General features: G+C 72.1%; 12 protein-coding genes. 6 read left to right on the top strand and 6 right to left on the bottom strand.

Translation table 11 applies throughout. The features are described from left to right. The first annotated feature begins 715 nt into the window (after nucleotides 1–715). Complete coding sequence (locus WMF26_RS33175; RefSeq protein WP_437995992.1) at nucleotides 716–985, top strand: hypothetical protein; 270 nt, start codon at nucleotides 716–718, stop codon at nucleotides 983–985. A 55-nt stretch (nucleotides 986–1,040) separates the two neighbouring features. On the opposite strand, the gene WMF26_RS33170 is transcribed toward WMF26_RS33175, so the two are convergent. Continuing rightward, nucleotides 1,041–1,175 carry a hypothetical protein gene (locus tag WMF26_RS33170; protein ID WP_437995991.1) on the bottom strand — a complete coding sequence of 45 codons (135 nt, stop codon included), beginning with the start codon at nucleotides 1,173–1,175 and terminating at the stop codon, nucleotides 1,041–1,043. On the opposite strand from WMF26_RS33170, the gene WMF26_RS33165 reads away from it, so the two are divergent. Continuing rightward, a complete protein-coding gene (locus WMF26_RS33165; protein WP_437995990.1) occupies nucleotides 1,174–1,941 on the top strand; it encodes an RNA polymerase sigma factor in 768 nt (255 codons plus the stop codon). The two genes, WMF26_RS33170 and WMF26_RS33165, sit on opposite strands and share 2 nt — an antisense overlap. Nucleotides 1,942–1,971: 30 nt before the next feature. Further along, nucleotides 1,972–4,086, top strand: a complete 2,115-nt coding sequence (locus tag WMF26_RS33160; RefSeq protein ID WP_437995989.1) for a serine/threonine protein kinase — start codon at nucleotides 1,972–1,974, stop codon at nucleotides 4,084–4,086. A 19-nt stretch (nucleotides 4,087–4,105) separates the two neighbouring features. Here WMF26_RS33160 and WMF26_RS33155 read toward each other — a convergent pair whose 3' ends face one another. Further along, nucleotides 4,106–4,378, bottom strand: a complete 273-nt coding sequence (locus WMF26_RS33155; protein WP_437332340.1) for a hypothetical protein — start codon at nucleotides 4,376–4,378, stop codon at nucleotides 4,106–4,108. Between the two features lie 429 nt (nucleotides 4,379–4,807). Here WMF26_RS33155 and WMF26_RS33150 point away from each other — a divergent pair, with 429 nt between their 5' ends. Beyond that, the gene (locus tag WMF26_RS33150; RefSeq protein ID WP_437995988.1) at nucleotides 4,808–6,133 is read left to right on the top strand and encodes a PAS domain-containing protein; all 1,326 of its coding nucleotides are present in this window, start codon (nucleotides 4,808–4,810) and stop codon (nucleotides 6,131–6,133) included. Nucleotides 6,134–6,268: 135 nt separating this feature from the next. Here the strand turns inward: WMF26_RS33150 and WMF26_RS33145 are convergent, their stop codons facing one another. The 4 genes from WMF26_RS33145 to WMF26_RS33130 form a co-directional block, all read right to left on the bottom strand. After that, a complete protein-coding gene (locus WMF26_RS33145) occupies nucleotides 6,269–8,233 on the bottom strand; it encodes a hypothetical protein (protein ID WP_437995987.1) in 1,965 nt (654 codons plus the stop codon). 260 nt (nucleotides 8,234–8,493) lie between these two features. After that, a complete protein-coding gene (locus WMF26_RS33140) occupies nucleotides 8,494–11,313 on the bottom strand; it encodes a cation-translocating P-type ATPase (protein ID WP_437995986.1) in 2,820 nt (939 codons plus the stop codon). A 13-nt stretch (nucleotides 11,314–11,326) separates the two neighbouring features. Then, complete coding sequence (locus WMF26_RS33135) at nucleotides 11,327–12,160, bottom strand: PspA/IM30 family protein (RefSeq protein ID WP_061626274.1); 834 nt, start codon at nucleotides 12,158–12,160, stop codon at nucleotides 11,327–11,329. A 48-nt stretch (nucleotides 12,161–12,208) separates the two neighbouring features. After that, nucleotides 12,209–12,598 carry a hypothetical protein gene (locus WMF26_RS33130; RefSeq protein WP_061626275.1) on the bottom strand — a complete coding sequence of 130 codons (390 nt, stop codon included), beginning with the start codon at nucleotides 12,596–12,598 and terminating at the stop codon, nucleotides 12,209–12,211. A gap of 447 nt (nucleotides 12,599–13,045) precedes the next feature. Here WMF26_RS33130 and WMF26_RS33125 point away from each other — a divergent pair, with 447 nt between their 5' ends. Both WMF26_RS33125 and WMF26_RS33120 read left to right on the top strand, forming a co-directional pair. Continuing rightward, entirely contained in the window at nucleotides 13,046–14,575 is a 1,530-nt protein-coding gene (locus WMF26_RS33125) for a protein kinase domain-containing protein (RefSeq protein ID WP_437995985.1), read from the top strand. A 1-nt stretch (nucleotide 14,576) separates the two neighbouring features. Next, nucleotides 14,577–15,971 carry a sigma 54-interacting transcriptional regulator gene (locus WMF26_RS33120; RefSeq protein ID WP_437995984.1) on the top strand — a complete coding sequence of 465 codons (1,395 nt, stop codon included), beginning with the start codon at nucleotides 14,577–14,579 and terminating at the stop codon, nucleotides 15,969–15,971. The last annotated feature ends 352 nt before the right edge of the window (nucleotides 15,972–16,323 follow it).

Below are 16,323 nucleotides of genomic sequence, written 5' to 3'. Positions count from 1 at the left end.
CCAGGCGGCCGTGCCCAGTCCGATTGGTACTTCGCGGGGCCCTTGGGCTTGTCCACCAGCGTCCATGCGGACTGGGCCGGCGGCAGCAGTCGTGTTCTTCCGGGAAGTCTGGTCGTGATGGTGACCACTGGACCCATTTGGAGATTCGAGGTAACGTCGAGATGAACAAGCTGGCGGTTGTTCTGTGCGTCGGTCTAGCTGCGTGCAATTACGATGTGGGGGAGTGCTACGTACGGGGGCAGGGAAACGAAGGTGCTGGCGGCAGCATCATCACCCCGACTGGAGGGGTTGGAGGTTTCGGGTGGCATGTGCCGCTGGAGCCGCAAGATCACACAGGCTTCGATGCGGATCCGTGCTCGCAAACCGTGGAATGCACGGTCACGTGGAAGGCGGGATCGGCTGTTTGCACTAACCAGGGCGCGGCCGGGAGCTGCACAACGCGGTACCAGGGCGAGCACGCGAGCTTGGACGAAGCCAAGGATCGGTGTGAGGAAGCCTATGGGGTTCGCAACGGATCCGGCGCGCAGTCGTGCAACTCGTGTCGGTGGGCGACAGGCTCAAGCTCGTCCGACTGCAAAGAGGCGTGCAAGGAAAAGTGTGATCGGGTATTGGATCTCTGCCACAAAAACTGCCCAAAGGGGGACAGGAACTGCAAGAACGAGTGTATGCAAGAATACGGGCGATGCCTGAGAGACTGCGACAGGAGGTGCAAGTGATGATCGAGCTGACGTTCAAGGTGACGCCAGACGGCGACGAACCGCGCGACATCGTCGTTCGGATCCACGAGCCGACACGAAGCCCTCCGGAAGAAGAGTGGCCTTGGTCCGTCACTGTAGATCTCGATGGGCGCCCATTTACTACGCACGGAATGGATCCTCTCGATGCGGTCGAGACGGGAGCCCGGCACGCCGCGATCGTGTTGCGCGAGATCCATGGCGATGCGCTCGACCCGCCCCTCGAACCGCGAATGAAGGAGGGCGAATGAGCGACCCACGAATACGCCAAGCCTGCCCGTCGCCGGGACCGAGGCGTACTCGGCTTCAGCCCCCTGGGTGCGGCTCGACGACGGACGCCTCGCTCGGCGCGCAGCTCGGAATGACCTCCTCGAGGCCCAGCCCCGCCCCGTGAAAGTAAATTCCCTCGCTCGGACCAGGCCGGTTATTCTGTGCTCCCATGCCCTCGTCCTCCGACCCGCCGCGCCGCTTCCCCGAGACCTCCTGGGGTCTGGTCGGAAAGGCCGGCGAGCCGCTCACCCCCGAGGGGCGGCAGGCGCTGGCCACGCTCTGCGAGCTGTACTGGTACCCCGTCTATGCCTTCGTGCGCCGCCGCGGCGCGCCGGCCGAGGAGGCGCAGGACCTCACCCAGGGCTTCTTCGCGCGCCTCCTCGAGCGGAACGACCTCGCCATGGCCGACCAGAACCGCGGCCGGTTCCGGTCGTGGCTCATCGCCTGCGTCAAGCACTACGTCGCCAACGAGCGCGAGCGCGCCCGCGCCCAGAAGCGCGGCGGCGACGGCGCGCTCCGCGGCTTCGACGCCGAGCGCGCCGAACGGCGCTATCAGGCAGAGCCGGTGCACGCCCACGCGGCGGGCCACCTGCTCACGCCAGAGGCGCTCTACCAGCGGCGCTTCGCCATGGACCTGATCGAGCGCACGCTCACAGTGCTGCAAGATCATTACGCGCAGACCGGACAGGCGCGGGTCTTCGAGGCGCTCAAAGGACGGCTCACCGGCGAAGAGGAGGAGCGGCCGCACAAGGAGGTCGCGGCGGCGCTCGGCATGAGCGTGGAGGCGGTGAAGACCGCGACCTCCCGCCTGTACGACCGTTACCAGCGAACCTTCCGCGAGGAGGTCGCGCGCACGGTCGCGCGCGTCGAGGACGTGGAAGACGAGCTGCGCTCGCTGCGCCTCGCGCTGAGGGGTGACCCATCGAATGACGGGTAACCTTCTCGAACGGATCCGGAAGGACGGGTGATGGATCGTGGCGCCCACACCGCTGCCGCTCAGGCCCTGACGGTCCGCGTCTGCCCGACATGCCGGGAGGCCATCGAGCCCGACGCGCCGCTCGGCCTCTGCCCCTCCTGCCTGATCGCCCGCGTGGTCGACCGCCACGCGTCGCCGGTCGAGCCCGACCCGCCGGGCAAGGACGACTGCCCCCTTCTGTCATTGCGCCTCGGCGCGTACGAGGTCCTCGACCGGCTCGGCGCCGGCGGGATGGGCGTGGTCTACCGGGCGCGGCAGATCCGCGCCGACCGGATCGTCGCCCTCAAGATGCTGCCGGGCGGCCCGTTCGCGAGCGCCACCGCGGCGCGGCTGTTCCAGCGCGAGATCGAGGTCGTCGCCCGCCTGGATCACCCGAACATCGTGCCGATCTACGACGTCGGCGAGCACGAGGGCCGCGCCTACTTCACGATGAAGCTCATGGCCGGCGGCGCCCTCTCCGCCCGCCTCGAGCGCTACCGCGACCCGCGCCGCGCCGCCGCGCTGGTCGCGAAGCTCGCCCGCGCCGTCCACGAGGGGCACCGCCAGCACATCCTGCACCGCGACCTGAAGCCCGCGAACATCCTCTTCGACGAGGCCGAGGAGCCGTACGTGGCGGACTTCGGGGTCGCCAAGCAGCTCGGCCACGAGGGCGGCACCGTGACGGGCGACCGCGTGGGGACGGCCGGCTACATGGCGCCGGAGCAGGCGATGGGCCACGCGAAGCGGGTCACGCCGGCGGCCGACATCTTCAGCCTCGGCGTGATCCTCTACGAGCTGCTCACCGGCCGCCGCCCCTTCGACGGCCCGACGCCGCACGAGACGCTGCAGCGCACAGCCGAGGAGGAGCCGACGCCGCCGCGCTCGGTGCGGCGCGACCTGCCGCGCGACCTCGAGACGATCTGCCTGACGTGCCTGCGCAAGGAGCCCGAGCGGCGGTACGGCTCGGCCGAGGCGCTCGCCGAGGATCTGGAGCGCTGGCTGCGCGGCGAGCCCGTCGCGGCGCGCACGCCGGGGCGGGGCGAGCGCGCGCTGCGCTGGTGCGCCCGGCACCCGGCCGCGGTGGCGCTGATGCTCGCGGCGACGCTGGCGTTCGGGGGCGCGGTGGCGACGGCGCGCGCCCAGGAGGAGGCGCGGCGGCAGGAGGTGCTCGAGGGCAACGTGTACGCGGCGCGGGCGGTGGCCGGCGCGGTGCTCGCGCAGCTCTGGCACTACGGCGTGCTCGTCGCCCGCGCGGCCGCCGATCCGCGCGCCGCGGCGCTCGTCGAGCGGCCGCACCTGCCGGCGCTCGAGGCGCTCCGCGAGGCGTACGTCGGCCAGCACGGAGGCCCCTCGCTGGTCACCTGGTTCGTCGTCGACCGGAACGGCGTGCTGCTCCTGCACTGGCCGCGGGCGTCGGCGCCCCGGGGGACGTACGAGTTCCGCAACTACTTCCAGGGCGCCCGGCGCCTCGCCGAGGGGCCGGATCCCGGCGTGGCGTACGTCTCCCGCGCCTTCCAGTCGGAGACCGACCACAACCACAAGTTCGCCCTCGCGTCCCCCATCCGCAGCGCCTCCGGGGAGTTCGCCGGGGCGCTCATCGCCACGATCGCGACGGACTCCCGGCTCGGCGCGCTCCAGCTCAGCGATGGCCGCCGCTTCGCCGCGCTCGCGGCCCGCCGCGATCAGGAGCGCGGCGAGCCGGCGCCGGCGAGCGATGAGTTCACGGTGCTGGTCCACGACGGCCTCGAGCACGGCGAGGGCGCCGCGCTCCGCAGCGCGACGCTGAGCGGGCTCCTGCCGGCGCCGGTCACCGGCGCGCCCGCGCTGGGGCAGCTCCGGCTGCCGCCGCCCGAGCTGGTGGCCTCGGTGGACGACTTTCGCGATCCGCTCGCCGAGCGCGATCCCGTGAAGTACGGCGGCGCGTTTCTCGCCGGGATCGCGCCGGTCGGCCACACCGATCTCGTGGTCATCGTCCAGAGCCGCGCCGACGAGGCCGTCGCGCTCGACGCCGACCCGCGCCTGCGGCTCGTGTCGTGGAGCGGCGTCGCCCTGGCCCTGCTCGGCCTCTCCTTCGCGGCCGCGTCGGCGGCGCGGCGCCGCCGACGGCGCATGGCGGACGAGCGGTAGGCGCCGGGCGCGGCCGCCGTCACGACTCGGAGAACTCGCCCTCGACCCACCTGCCCGGGAGCACCGAGCACGTATCGAGCTTGTACCAGACTCCATATCGAGCCGCGCTCCAGGAGTCCTTGAATCCGCTCCCGACGCCGGGGTGGGCGACGCCGAACCAGCATTCAGGCGTGGAACGGTCAGGCGCCTCGTCGGCCGGCGCATGGGCGGCGATCCAGACGAACGCGACGTTCAGCTCGCCTTCGTACGAGCACGAGCGCCGCGCGGCCCTCGAGCACCACGTCCGGCTCACAGCCGACGTCCCAGAGCTCACAATCTCCGAGCGCCACGATCGACGCGACGTTCGACGGCCAGGCGGTCAACCGGGGCGAGTGCGCGGGATCGAGCCTCAAATCGAGGTGATGAACCGGGCGAGGCGGACCGTCGGTGATGCGCGGGGAGGCGAGAGGCCCCGCCCGCCAGGCGCGGGCGAGGCTCCGCCGTGCCTACATTGGCTGAACGCGGATTACCTCGCGGGCGTCAGAGCACAGGTCCACGCAGGCGTGAGCGCCGCCACACACCAGCCGCGACAGCCGAGCTCGGATCGAATGGGCTTGGCAATGCTGGGCAGACCATGTAAGGGTCCGGCATAGCACCAAATATACTTGTCATGAGCGCGACGGCCATTCGCGAGCTGACGGTGCAGGCACGATGACCCAGGGGGCGCGTGGATATCGACGGAATGCAGGCTGAGCTGGAGCGGCTCCGCCGTGAGATCAAGGCGCTGGAGCAGCGCGCCCAGGCCGCGGAGGCGCAGGCGGCCCTGTACCAGGGCGTCTTCGAGCATCTGCCCGTCCCGTCGGCTCTCTACCGCGCCGACGGCGTCCTGGCGGACATCAACCTCCGGAACCGCGAGATGCTGGCCGTGCCGTCGAAGGAAGCGATGGTCGGCAAGCACAATATGTACGAGGATCCGGTGGCCTTGGCGGGCGGATACACCGCCCATTTCGATCGGGTGATCCGGAGCGGCGAATGCGCGATCATGGCGCCGACCCCGTACGACACGGCCGACGCCGGCCTGGAGCGCGCCGAGGACCGCACCGTGTGGACCGAGACCAGGATGTCACGGGCCGACGTGGGCGACGCGCGCTACGTGATCGGGATCAACCTCGACGTGACGGACAGGATGCGCGCCGAGAAGGCGTACCAGGACGGCGCGGCATTTGTCACCGCAATCGTCGAGCACGCGCCCAGCGCCGTCTACGTCAAGGATCTGGACGGCCGCTACGCGCTCGTCAACAGGCACTTCGAGCGGCTCATGGGCCTCTCCCGCGAGGCGGTGCTCGGGCGCGCCGCTCGCGACGTCGTGCCCTCGGAGCTCGCCGAGCGTCTCGAGCAGTCGGAGCGGCAGGTCATCGCGACGGAGGCGCCGCTCGTCATGGAGGAGCAGCTCCTGCTCGAGGGCCGCACCCATTACTTCGTGACCACGAGGTTCCCGCTGCTCGATTCACGAGGGAGGCTGTATGCGGTGTGCGGCATCTCCGTGGAGGTCACCGAGAGCCGAGCGGCCGAGGCCGAGGCTCAGCGGCTCCAGGACGAGATCATCCGCCTGCAGGAGGCCAGGCTGCGCGCCCTCTCCACGCCGCTGCTGCCGATCGCGCGCGGCGTGGTGGTGATGCCGCTCGTCGGCAACATCGACGCGCCCCGGGCGCAGCAGGTGCTCGAGACCCTGCTGGAAGGCATCGTCGCCCACCAGGCCTCCATGGTGATCCTCGACGTTACAGGCGTGCCGACCATCGACACCCAGGTCGCCAGCGCGCTGGTGCGGACGGCGCGGGCGGTGAATCTGCTCGGCGCGCAGGTGCTCGTGACGGGGATCCAGCCCGCGATCTCGCGGGCGCTCGTGGAGCTCGGGGCGGATCTGGGCGGGATCCTGGTGCGGTCCACGCTCGATTCGGGCATCGCGTACGCCCTCGCGCGCGGCTCCGGGCGCGTGAGCGGGCAAGCCCGCGAGCCGTCGAGCGGAGGCGACCCCTTCGATCGGCGACTCGAGCGCCGATCCCGCTGATCGATCGAGAGATGAACCGCCGAGGCGGATGCGCACGTCGCATCCACCGCGGCAGTTCCCCTCCGCAGCCGGTGCGGCGCGCGCACACCCCGAAAGGCGATGGGGGCATGCGACCCCGCGAGGCCCTCTGCCCGCCTACTTGGCGAAGGTCGACCCATTCCAGACGTACCGCGCCGGCTGCGCTCCCCCCCACGGCAGGAGCAGCGGCTCGAAGCCGCCGACGGGGCCCTTGTCCTGGTTGAACGGATACGTCTGCTCCGTCCACTCGACGGCCCGCCCGGGGGCGAGCTCGATCCCCACCTTGTCGTCCGCGCGCACGAACTTGAGCTCGCCGACGATCTTCTTGTCGCCGATGCTGCGCCCGACCTCGGCCGCGAAGACCCGCTGGATGCCCTCGCCCTCCAGCCGGAAGATGAGCACCACGTCGCGGTCCACGGTCGCGGCGCCCGCCTCCTTGGGCGCCGCCGCGCGGACGGTGCCGTGGACGATGATCTCCGCCTTGCCGTCGCCGGTGAGATCGAGCGCGCGCACCGAGCGGATGTCGCCCGGCGCGGCGAACTGCGCCAGCGTCATGAACGCGTACCCCGCGCCGCCCCGGAAGCCCTTGCCGAACACAACGAGGTCGCGGTCGTGCAGGAGCACCCGCTCGGGCTCGCGACCCCCGGCCACGTCGGCGCCGAGGTCGAACCGCGGCTTGCTCGACGACGCCGCGCGGTCGCGCCGGTAGAGCGCGTACACCTTGTCGAGCATCTCGGCCGGCGACAGCCCGGCCGGCTTCGCCGCGACCCGCGGCTCCTCGGCCCGCGCCGCCGCAGGGCGCGCGGCCGCGGCCGGCGCCTGCCGCTGCTCGCTCGCCTTCGTGAACACCCCGCCGTTCAGCTTGTAGAGCTGCGACTTGATCGGCCCCCACGGCAAGAGCAGCGGGTCGTACGTCTGCTCCACCCCCTCCGCGTAGTTGCTCGCGTCGTAGCGGGTCGCCTTGCCCGGCTCGATGCGGATCGCCATCTTCGCGCCGTCGGGCACGAGCTCGACGTCGTTGACGACCGAGCCCTTGTCCGTCGAGATCGCGATCTCGTGCTGGAAGATCGGCTTCGGCGTGTCGCCGGCGCCGAACTGCAGCACGTGCATCACCTCGCGGTACTTGGCGCCGGTGCCCGTGCGCTTCCTCAGGATGAGCTCGGCCTGGCCGTCGCCCGTCAGGTCGCGCGCCGTGAGCGACGGGACCATCCCCTCGCTGGCGTCGACCCCGAGGTCCTCGAAGTAGTACTGCGCGCCCTTCCGGAACCCGGGGCCGAGGACGACCAGGTACCGCTCGTAAACGGTCACCCGCTCCCGCATCGCGTCGCCGGCGACGTCGGCGACGAGGTCGTACTTCGGGGCGCTGCGGATGCCCTTGCTCCTCAGCAGGCCGTCGATGACCGCGAGCTCGGGCTCGGTCGCGAGCGGCGACAGCGACGCGTACGCCTCCGAGGCGGCGCTGCCGACGATCGCGTCGACCCCGCCGGCGCCGTCGGCGTCGTGGACGAAGAGCCCCGCCCGCAGCCCGACCCGGGTCGTCGCCGCCTCGGGGAACGCCGACCAGGGGACGCTCGCCTCGAGCGTGTACCCGCCGGCCCGCGGCGCCTCGATCACCTTCGCCCCCGCCGCCTCCTTGCCGCCCGGCAGCTTCACGATGCCCCGGCTCTTGCCCGGCTGTCCCGGGTAGAGCGCGACCTCCTGGACCTTCCCGCCCGGGAAGCCGAGGACGAGCTTCACGTGATCCGCGCCGCCGCGCAGCGCGTCATCGGTCACGTCGGCCGCCACGTAGACCCGCGCGTCGTCGTAGGCGATGGCCACCTGCGCGGCGAGGTCCGCCTTGCTCGGCTTGCCCTTCACCTTGACGCCGAGGGAGGTGAGCGCCACCGGCCACTCCTTCGGGACTCCATCGAGCTTGAGCCACTTCGACTCGACGAGCGGCGCCGCGATCGGCGTGCCGGCGGCGAGGGCGGGGGAGGGCGCCGCGGCTGCCAGGGCGACCAGCGCGGCCGGCGCGAGCGCGGCGAGGCGGGAACCGAGGGCAGGCGCCCCCGGCGCACGGAGGGAAGGTGTTCTACGTCTCATAAGCTCGGGTTTGGACGCCTCTCCGCGCCCGCTTGTTCTTACCACGAGCACTTTGTTTCCGGATCGCTCAGCGCGCGGGGGGCCCGCGGCCGCCGCGGCGCCCGAGGCCGCTCCGCCGTCGCGCGAAAACAGCGCCCAGGCGGCGACCTCGGCGCGGCGGGGTGGCGCCTCGGCGCGGCGGCGTGGCGACCTCGGCGCGGCGGCGTGGCGACTTCGCCGCGGCGGGGGAGGGGCCGGCGGCGCCGGCCCATGTCGGGGGATCAGCGGGGGCCGGCGGAGGCGGGGAGGCGGGCGGGGCCGGCGTCGACCGGCCGGATCCGGCGATACACGAGCTTCGCGATCTCGACGGCCGGCACGATGAGCGCCGAGAGGACGAGCAGGACCATCCACTCGTGCGACGACATCGCGTACGTGCGGAAGACCGGGCGCAGCGCGGGCACGAGCAGCGCGATCAGGTGGATCGCCGCGCTGGCCGCCACCGCCACGAGGAGCGGGAGGCTGACGAGCGGCTTCGACGCGAAGATCGAGATCACCGGGCTGCGGCAGCTCCAGGCGTGGAAGAGCGGCGACAGCGCGAGCAGCGAGAAGGCGACGGCGCGCGTGCGGAGCAGCGCGTCCTCGGTCTGCTCCGACGTGGCGTAGAGCGCCACGGCCGCGAGCCCCATGAACGCGCCGACGTAGAGGATCCCGAGGTAGTCGCGCTTGACGAGCAGGCCCTCGTCGCGCGGCCGCGGCGCCTCGGACATGAGCTGCGGATCCGGCGGATCGATGCCGAGCGCGAGCGCCGGCAGGCCGTTCGTCACGAGGTTGATCCAGAGGATCATCAGCGGCGTCAGCGGCGGCCACTTGCCGAAGAACGAGACCACGAACACGGCCACGAGCAGGCCCATGTTCGACGAGAGGAGGAAGAAGATGAACTTCTGGATGTTGCGGTAGATGGCGCGCCCCTCGCGCACCGCCTCGACGATGGTCGCGAAGTTGTCGTCCGCGAGCACGAGGTCCGCCGCCTGCCGCGCCACGTCCGTGCCGCCGCGCCCCATCGCCACGCCGATGTGCGCCTCGCGGAGCGCGGGCGCGTCGTTCACGCCGTCGCCCGTCATCGCCACGATGTGGCCGTGCGCCTTGAACGCCCGCACGAGCCGGAGCTTCTGCTCCGCCGTCGTCCGGGCGAAGACGCGCAGGTGCATGATCCGCCGCGCGAGCTCCTCGTCGCTCATCGCCGCGAGCTCCGCGCCGCTGAGCGCCTCGTCGCCCTCGTCCCAGAGCCCGATCTCCTTGGCGATCGCCGTCGCGGTGAGCCGGTGGTCGCCCGTGATCATGACGGCGCGGATGCCGGCGCGGCGGCACTCGGCCACCGCCTCCTTCACCCCCTGCCGCGGCGGGTCCATCATCCCGACCAGGCCGAGGAACGTGAGCTCGCGCTCGATGTCGTCTGCGTCGTGGCTGACCCGCACGCGGCGGCAGATCGCGAGCACGCGCAGCGCGGCCTCGCTCATGCGATCGGCCTCGGCGGTGATCGCGCGCCGGTCGTCCTCGGTCAGCGCCCGCACCCCCTTGTCGTCCGCGAACTTCACGCAGAGCGGCAGGAGCACGTCGACGCTCCCCTTCACGTGCGCGATCTCGCGGCCGCGCTCGTCCCGCGTGATCACCGTCATCCGCTTGCGATCGCTGTCGAAGGGCAGCTCGTGCACGAACGCGTGCGACGGCGCCACCGACTCGCGCGACTGGCCGCCCTTCGCGGCCAGCGTGAGCAGCGCCCCCTCGGTCGGGTCGCCGACGATGTTCCAGCGGCCCGTCGCCTGGTCCTCGTTCAGCGACGCGTTGTTGCAGAGCGCGACGGTCGCGAGCAGGTAGCTGAGGGGCGCCGACAGGTCGGCGACCTCCGCGCCGGCCTCGTCGCGCACCGCGCCGACCGGGTTGTACCCCTCGCCGGACACGGTGTAGCGGTGGCCGCCCGCGTACACGTTGCGCACGGTCATCTCGTTCTGGGTGAGCGTGCCCGTCTTGTCCGACGCGATGATCGTCGCGGCGCCGAGCGTCTCGACCGCGGGCAGCTTGCGGACGATCGCCCCGCGCTTCGCCATGCGCTGCATCCCGAGCGCGAGCGTGATCGTCGTGATCGCGGGAAGCCCCTCGGGGATGGCGGCCACGGCGAGGCTCACGCCCTCGAGCAGGAGCTCGTGCCACGGCCGCCCGCCCCGGATGAACCCCCAGCCGAGCAGCACCGCGGAGAGCGCCAGGCACACCCGCAGGATGATCGCGCCGAAGCGATCGAGGCGCTCCTCGAGGGGCGTCTTCTGCTCGCCGACCGAGCGGATCATCTCGCCGATGCGGCCGAGCTCGGTGTGCACGCCGGTCGCGGTCACGACCGCGCGCCCCTTGCCGCGCACGACGCTCGTGCCGGTGAAGATCATCGTCACGCGGTCGCCGAGCGGCGCGTCGCGCGCGACCGGGGCGAGGGCGTCCTTGACCGCGGCCGCGCTCTCGCCCGTCAGCGCCGCCTCCTCGGTCGCGAAGCTGATCGTCTGCACGAGCCGCGCGTCGGCCGGGACCGCGTCGCCCGCCTCGAGCTCGAGGATGTCGCCGGGCGCGACGTCCTCGGCCGCGATGACCACGGTCTTGCCGCCGCGGCGCACGCGCGCACTCGGCGCGCTGAGCTTCTGGAGCGCCTCGAGGGCCGCCTCCGCGCGCCGCTCCTGGTAGTAGCCGAGGAACGCGTTCAGGATGACGATGAGCAGGATGGCGATCGCGTCGCCGAACCTGTGGAGGAAGCTCTCGTGCTTCTCGGCCGTGAAGCCGACGACCACGGCGATCGTCGCCGCGGCGAGCAGCGTGAGGACGAGCGGGTTCGCGAACTGCTCGAGGATGCGGACGAGCGCGCTCTTCTTCTTCGTCTCGGGCAGGAGGTTCTTCCCGTGCTCCGCGAGGCGCTTCTGCGCTTCGGCCTCGGAGAGGCCGCCGGACGAGCTGACGCCGACGCGCTCGAGAAAGGCGCCGACCTCTTCGGCGTGTACGGGGACGGGAGCGGCGGGGGCGGCGTTCGATTCGGGACGGCGGAGCGCCGTAGCGGCTTGGCTCATGGGCGGGCGTGCTCTAGCGCTTCATCCTGGCTTGTTCACGTTGTTCTTCGGCCTCGAGCTCCGCGATGGCCGCCGCGAGCTCGTCCTGCTCGGCCTGGGGCATGCCGGTCGGCGCGCCGCCCGCGCCGGCCACGCGCACCTGCGGCGGCGTGGCCGCGGGCGGCGGCTCGGGCGGGAGCACGCCCATCTTCCGCTTGAGCGCGAGCAGCTCCTCGTCCGCGCCCGCCGTCGCCTCGAGCTGCCCGAACCGGTGCGCCAGCGTGTCGCCCGTGTACTGCTCGGCGATCTCCCCGGCGGCCTCGGCCTCGGCCTCGATCTGGTCGATCTTGTTCGACATGCGGTCGAACGTCTCGAAGGCGGAGGCGTTGTTGAGACCGCTCATGGTCTCCTGGATCGCCTTCTGCGCCTCGGCCCGCTTCTTCCGGGCGATGAGCACGTTCTTCTTGCGCTTCGCCTCCTCGATCTTGTTGTTGAGGAGGCGCAGGGCCGTCTTCAGCTGGTCGACCGCCTGCTTCTGCTTCTGCCACTGGTCCTTGTAGGTCGCGGCGAGCTGGTCGTGCTCCTTCTTGCGGTTCAGCGCCTCCTTGGCCAGCGCGTCGTCGCCCGCCTTGATGGCGAGCATCGCCCGGCGCTCCCACTCCGCGGCGTTGGCCGCCTCTTGCTCGGCCTGCTTCGCCAGCCGCTTCTCGTCGGCGATCGAGACGGCGACCTGCTTCTTCGCCTCGATCAGCTGGTTTGCCATGTCGATGACGACCTGGTTCAGCATCTTCTCGGGGTCCTCCGAGCGGCTGATGAGGTCGTTCAGGTTCGACTTGATGAGGGTCGCAAGGCGCGCGAAAATTCCCATAGATCAGCTCCAACTCTCGGGTAGCGCAGGGTCGAAAGGCGCGGCAGGTCAGCTCAGCGCGAGATCGTGCAGCACGGGGACGTGGCGGGCGAGCGCGAGATCGATGTCGCTCAGGATCGCCTCGAGCTCGTTCATGTCGAGGTTCTCGAGCTCCAGCGCCGCCGACAGGACGATGGTGCCGGCCTCGATCCCGTACGAAGCATGCATCAGGTCGGTCGCGTTGTACTCGAGCAGGCGGCGGAAGAGCTTGGTCTGGTGCGCGTCGTCGGCGGGCACGGGGCCGATCGAGACGCGCACCGCCACGATGGGTGGATCGATGCGGATCGCGATCGGCGGCGCGCCAGCGCCCCCCGAGACGAGGTAGGTACCGGCGTCGTTCTCGAACCGGCGATCGAGCTGCAGGAGGTAGGTTTCGACGTCCTCGGCTGTGCGCGGCATGGCGCGGCGAGCCTACAGAATCATGGCGCATCGGGCTAGTGCCGCCGCCCCTCGGGTTCTCCCGGGATTCCGCGCTGCGGCGCGGGCTCGGGCCGCGCCCGCCGCGCGGCCGTGGTCCTCCGAACCGACGTGCGCCCGGCGCCGGCTCCCCTGGGCGCGCCCGCCGGCGCGGCGCCTCGTCCGTTTCGTGCTCGCTCCGCGCGGAGCCGTGCCGTGCCGCGCGCGGGCACCTGCGCCGGCGCGGTCGCCGCTGCAGCTTCGCGCCGCGAGCCGCCGCGAGCCGCCGCGAGCCGCCGCGAGCCGCTGCGCCGCCGCGATCCGCGCCGCCGCTTCGCGCGCCTGACGTGATCGGTTCCGCTCGCTCCGGGAATCACGGGGTTTACCTGGACGCTCGCTTTTTTCTCACCTGTTTCGGGTTCGCGGTGGTACGGTCCCGATCCAGGTTACGTGGCGATCCACCCGGGCGACGTTGTTGCTGGCTACCGAGTCACCCGCTTGCTCGGGCGGGGGGGCATGGGCGAAGTCTGGGCGGCGACACGGGAATCGGACATGCAGCAGGTCGCCATCAAGGTCCTGCTCGCGCGCGCCGCGATGAAGCCCGACCTCGTGCGGCGCTTCGACCGCGAGGCCAAGATCGCCTCGGCGATCAAGAGCCCGTACGTCTGCCAGCTGCTCGAGGTCGGCGAGACCGAGGACGGCGCGCACCTGCTCGTGTTCGAGCAGCTCGACGGCGAGTCGCTCGCGGACCGGCTGAAGCGCGAGCAGTACCTGCCCTTCAGCGAGGTCGGCCCGATCATCGACGACGTCCTCCAGGGGCTCGTGGCGGCGCACGCCGCCGGCGTCATCCACCGCGACCTCAAGCCCGGCAACATCTACCTCGAGCACCTCGGCCTGCCCGATCGGCGCGAGCGCGCGAAGATCCTCGACTTCGGCATCTCCAAGCTCACCCGGCGCGAGAAGGAGGAGCCGACGCTCACCGCCTTCGACGCGACGCTGGGCTCGTTCGCGTACATGGCGCCGGAGCAGGTGCGCGGCGCGGCGCGGGCCGACGAGCGGGCGGACATCTACGCGGTCGGCGCGGTGGCCTTCCGCGCCCTGTCCGGGCGGCTGCCCTTCGAGGGCGCGACGGCCGCGGTGCTCGTCGCGATGAAGCTCGACCGCCCGGCGCCGTCGCTCGCCGAGGCGACCGGCGAGAAGTGGCCGGTGGGCATCGAGCGCTTCCTCGAGCGGGCGCTCGATCGCCGGCGCGAGGGTCGCTTCAGCACCGCGGCCGAGGCGCTCGCGAGCTGGCGCGCCATCCAGCCCGCGAACATCACGCGCGCGGTGCGCCGCTCGCAGCGGAGCCGGTACCCCTCGGAGCTGCCCGAGGCGTTCCTGGAGGACAACCCCACGGTCGTCGACGGCCCCCCGACGATGACGGAGAACGGCGGCTTCGCCGATGTCGGCCCGAGCTCGATGCCGCCGCCGCCGCCGAGCAGGACCGGTGGCTCGATGCCGCCGCCGCCGAGCAGGACCGGGGGCTCGCTGCCGCCGCCGCCGAGCAGGACCGGGGGCTCGGTGCCCCCGCCGCCGCCGAGCAGGTCTGGCGCGGTGCCGCCGGCGCCGCCGAGCAGGTCCGGCGCGGTGCCGCCGGCGCCGCCGAGCAGGTCCGGCGCGGTGCCGCCGGCGCCGCCGAGCAGGTCCGGCGCGGTGCCGCCGGCGCCGCCGAGCAGGTCTGGCGCGGTGCCGCCGGCGCCGCCGAGCCGGTCCGGCGCGGTGCCGCCGGCGCCGCCGAGCCGGTCCGGCGTGGTGCCGCCGGCGCCGCCGAGCCGGTCCGGCGTGGTGCCGCCGGCGCCGCCGAGCAGGTCTGGCGCGGTGCCGCCGGCGCCGCCGAGCAGGTCCGGCGCGGTGCCGCCGGCGCCGCCGAGCAGGACGGGGGCCGCAGAGATTCCCCGGCCGGAGGGCCCTCCTTCGCGCCGCAAGACAGAGAGGCATTGAGTTGCTCGACGCCACGGTAGGCACGAAGAACAGGGTCGAGGTGCGCGGCGGGCGCATCCGCCCGACGAAGTCGTCGGCCGCTCGCGGCGGCGGATGGCTGGAGATCGGCACCGATCCCGTCATCGTGGGCCGCAACGCGGCCTGCCAGCTGGTCCTCGACGACGCCAAGGTGAGCGCGGTGCACGCCGAGTTCGTCGCCACCGAGCAGGGCGTCCGCGTGCGCGACCTCGACAGCAGGAACGGGACGTTCGTCGGCGGCGTGCGGGTCGGCGACATCTACCTCCTCACGAGCACGAAGCTCCGGCTCGGCGAGACCGAGATCCAGTTCGAGCCGCTGCGCCCCGAGCGCATCACGGTGTCGGCCATCCCGCAGTTCGGCCCGCTCGTGGCGAGCAGCCCCGGGATGCGCGCCATCTTCGAGCGCCTCTCCAAGATGGCGCCGACCGATCTCACGGTGCTCATCACGGGCGAGACCGGGACGGGCAAGGAGCTCGTCGCCCAGGCGCTGCACCAGGCGAGCGCCCGCTCGAAGAAGCCGTTCGTGGTCGTCGACTGCGGCTCGATCCCGCCGACGCTCGCCGAGGCGACGCTCTTCGGCCACGAGCGCGGCGCGTTCACCGGGGCGGTCGACAAGCGCCTCTCGCCGTTCATCGAGGCGGACGGCGGCACGATCTTCCTCGACGAGCTCGGCGAGCTGCCGCTCGAGGTGCAGCCGAAGCTCCTCCGCGCGCTCGCCGAGCGCCGCATCAAGAGCGTCGGCGGGTCGAGCTACCGCGAGGTCGACGTGCGGGTGCTCGCGGCGACGCGCCGCGACCTCGTGCGCGCGGTCAACGGCGGCAACTTCCGGAGCGACCTCTACTTCCGCGTCGCGCAGATCAAGATCGAGCTGCCGGCGCTCCGGCAGCGCGTGGAGGACATCCCGGTGCTCGTCCGCCGGATGCTGAAGGATCTCGGCGACGAGACCGCCTACGAGCGCGTCTCGAACAGCACGCTCGAGCGGCTGATGCGGCACGACTGGCCGGGCAACGTCCGCGAGCTCAGGAACGCGGTCGCCGTCGCGTTCGCGCTCGCGGGCGAGGGCGAGGAGATCGACATCGCGGCGCACCTCGGCGCGCTCACCGAGACGCCGGTGCACGGCAACTCGTCGCCCTCGATCCACCCGGCCGCCGGCGGCGGCGGCGCGTTCAACGGCTCGTTCGCCTCGCTGAAGGGCCGCCAGTTCCAGGAGGCGAAGCGCGACGTGCTCGCGCGGTTCGAGCGCGACTATTTCGCCGCCCTGTCCGAGGAGGCGAAGGGCAACGTCAGCGAGATGGCGCGGCGCGCGGGCATGGAGCGGGCGCACGTGCGGGCTTACCTTCGCCGCCACGGCATCGGCGCGAAGCAGGAACAGGAGTGAGCGACGCGGCGCGGCGCGCGGTCGGCCGGCGCTCGGGGTGAGCCGGCGCAGCGGGAAGGCGCGTTGCGCGGCGCGCTACGAGGATCGCTGTGTGCGTCGCACGAAGCGCAGGGACCTACTTAGTTAGGCTGACGAACTTGTTCGCGACCATGAGGCTCAGGCCGCGGGGAGGCCCTCCCGACTGCTGCGTGCGTCGTACGAGGCGCAGGATCCTACTTAGTTAGGCTGACGAACTTGTTCGTGGCCATGAAGCTCAGGCCGCGGAGGGGCCCTGCCGACTGCTGCGTACGCCGCACGAGGCGCAGGGGCCTACTTAGTTAGGCTGACGAACTTGTTCGTGGCCATGAAGCTC

This window comes from Sorangium sp. So ce185 (genome assembly GCF_051526825.1).
In the GTDB taxonomy this organism is placed as follows: Bacteria; Myxococcota_A; Polyangia; order Polyangiales; family Polyangiaceae; genus Sorangium; species Sorangium cellulosum_D.
The sequence above is the reverse complement of the archived record's forward strand: the minus strand, read 5'-3'. Positions and strand labels throughout refer to the sequence as shown.

Excerpts from the sequence above, each read along its gene's own strand:
- WMF26_RS33175 (WP_437995992.1), top strand. The coding sequence starts at position 716 with ATGATCGAGCTGACGTTCAAGGTGACGCCAGACGGCGACGAACCGCGC.
- WMF26_RS33165 (WP_437995990.1), top strand. The coding sequence starts at position 1,174 with ATGCCCTCGTCCTCCGACCCGCCGCGCCGCTTCCCCGAGACCTCCTGG.
- WMF26_RS33170 (WP_437995991.1), bottom strand. The coding sequence starts at position 1,175 with ATGGGAGCACAGAATAACCGGCCTGGTCCGAGCGAGGGAATTTACTTT.
- WMF26_RS33160 (WP_437995989.1), top strand. The coding sequence starts at position 1,972 with ATGGATCGTGGCGCCCACACCGCTGCCGCTCAGGCCCTGACGGTCCGC.
- WMF26_RS33150 (WP_437995988.1), top strand. The coding sequence starts at position 4,808 with ATGCAGGCTGAGCTGGAGCGGCTCCGCCGTGAGATCAAGGCGCTGGAG.
- WMF26_RS33145 (WP_437995987.1), bottom strand. The coding sequence starts at position 8,233 with ATGAGACGTAGAACACCTTCCCTCCGTGCGCCGGGGGCGCCTGCCCTC.
- WMF26_RS33140 (WP_437995986.1), bottom strand. The coding sequence starts at position 11,313 with ATGAGCCAAGCCGCTACGGCGCTCCGCCGTCCCGAATCGAACGCCGCC.
- WMF26_RS33135 (WP_061626274.1), bottom strand. The coding sequence starts at position 12,160 with ATGGGAATTTTCGCGCGCCTTGCGACCCTCATCAAGTCGAACCTGAAC.
- WMF26_RS33130 (WP_061626275.1), bottom strand. The coding sequence starts at position 12,598 with ATGCCGCGCACAGCCGAGGACGTCGAAACCTACCTCCTGCAGCTCGAT.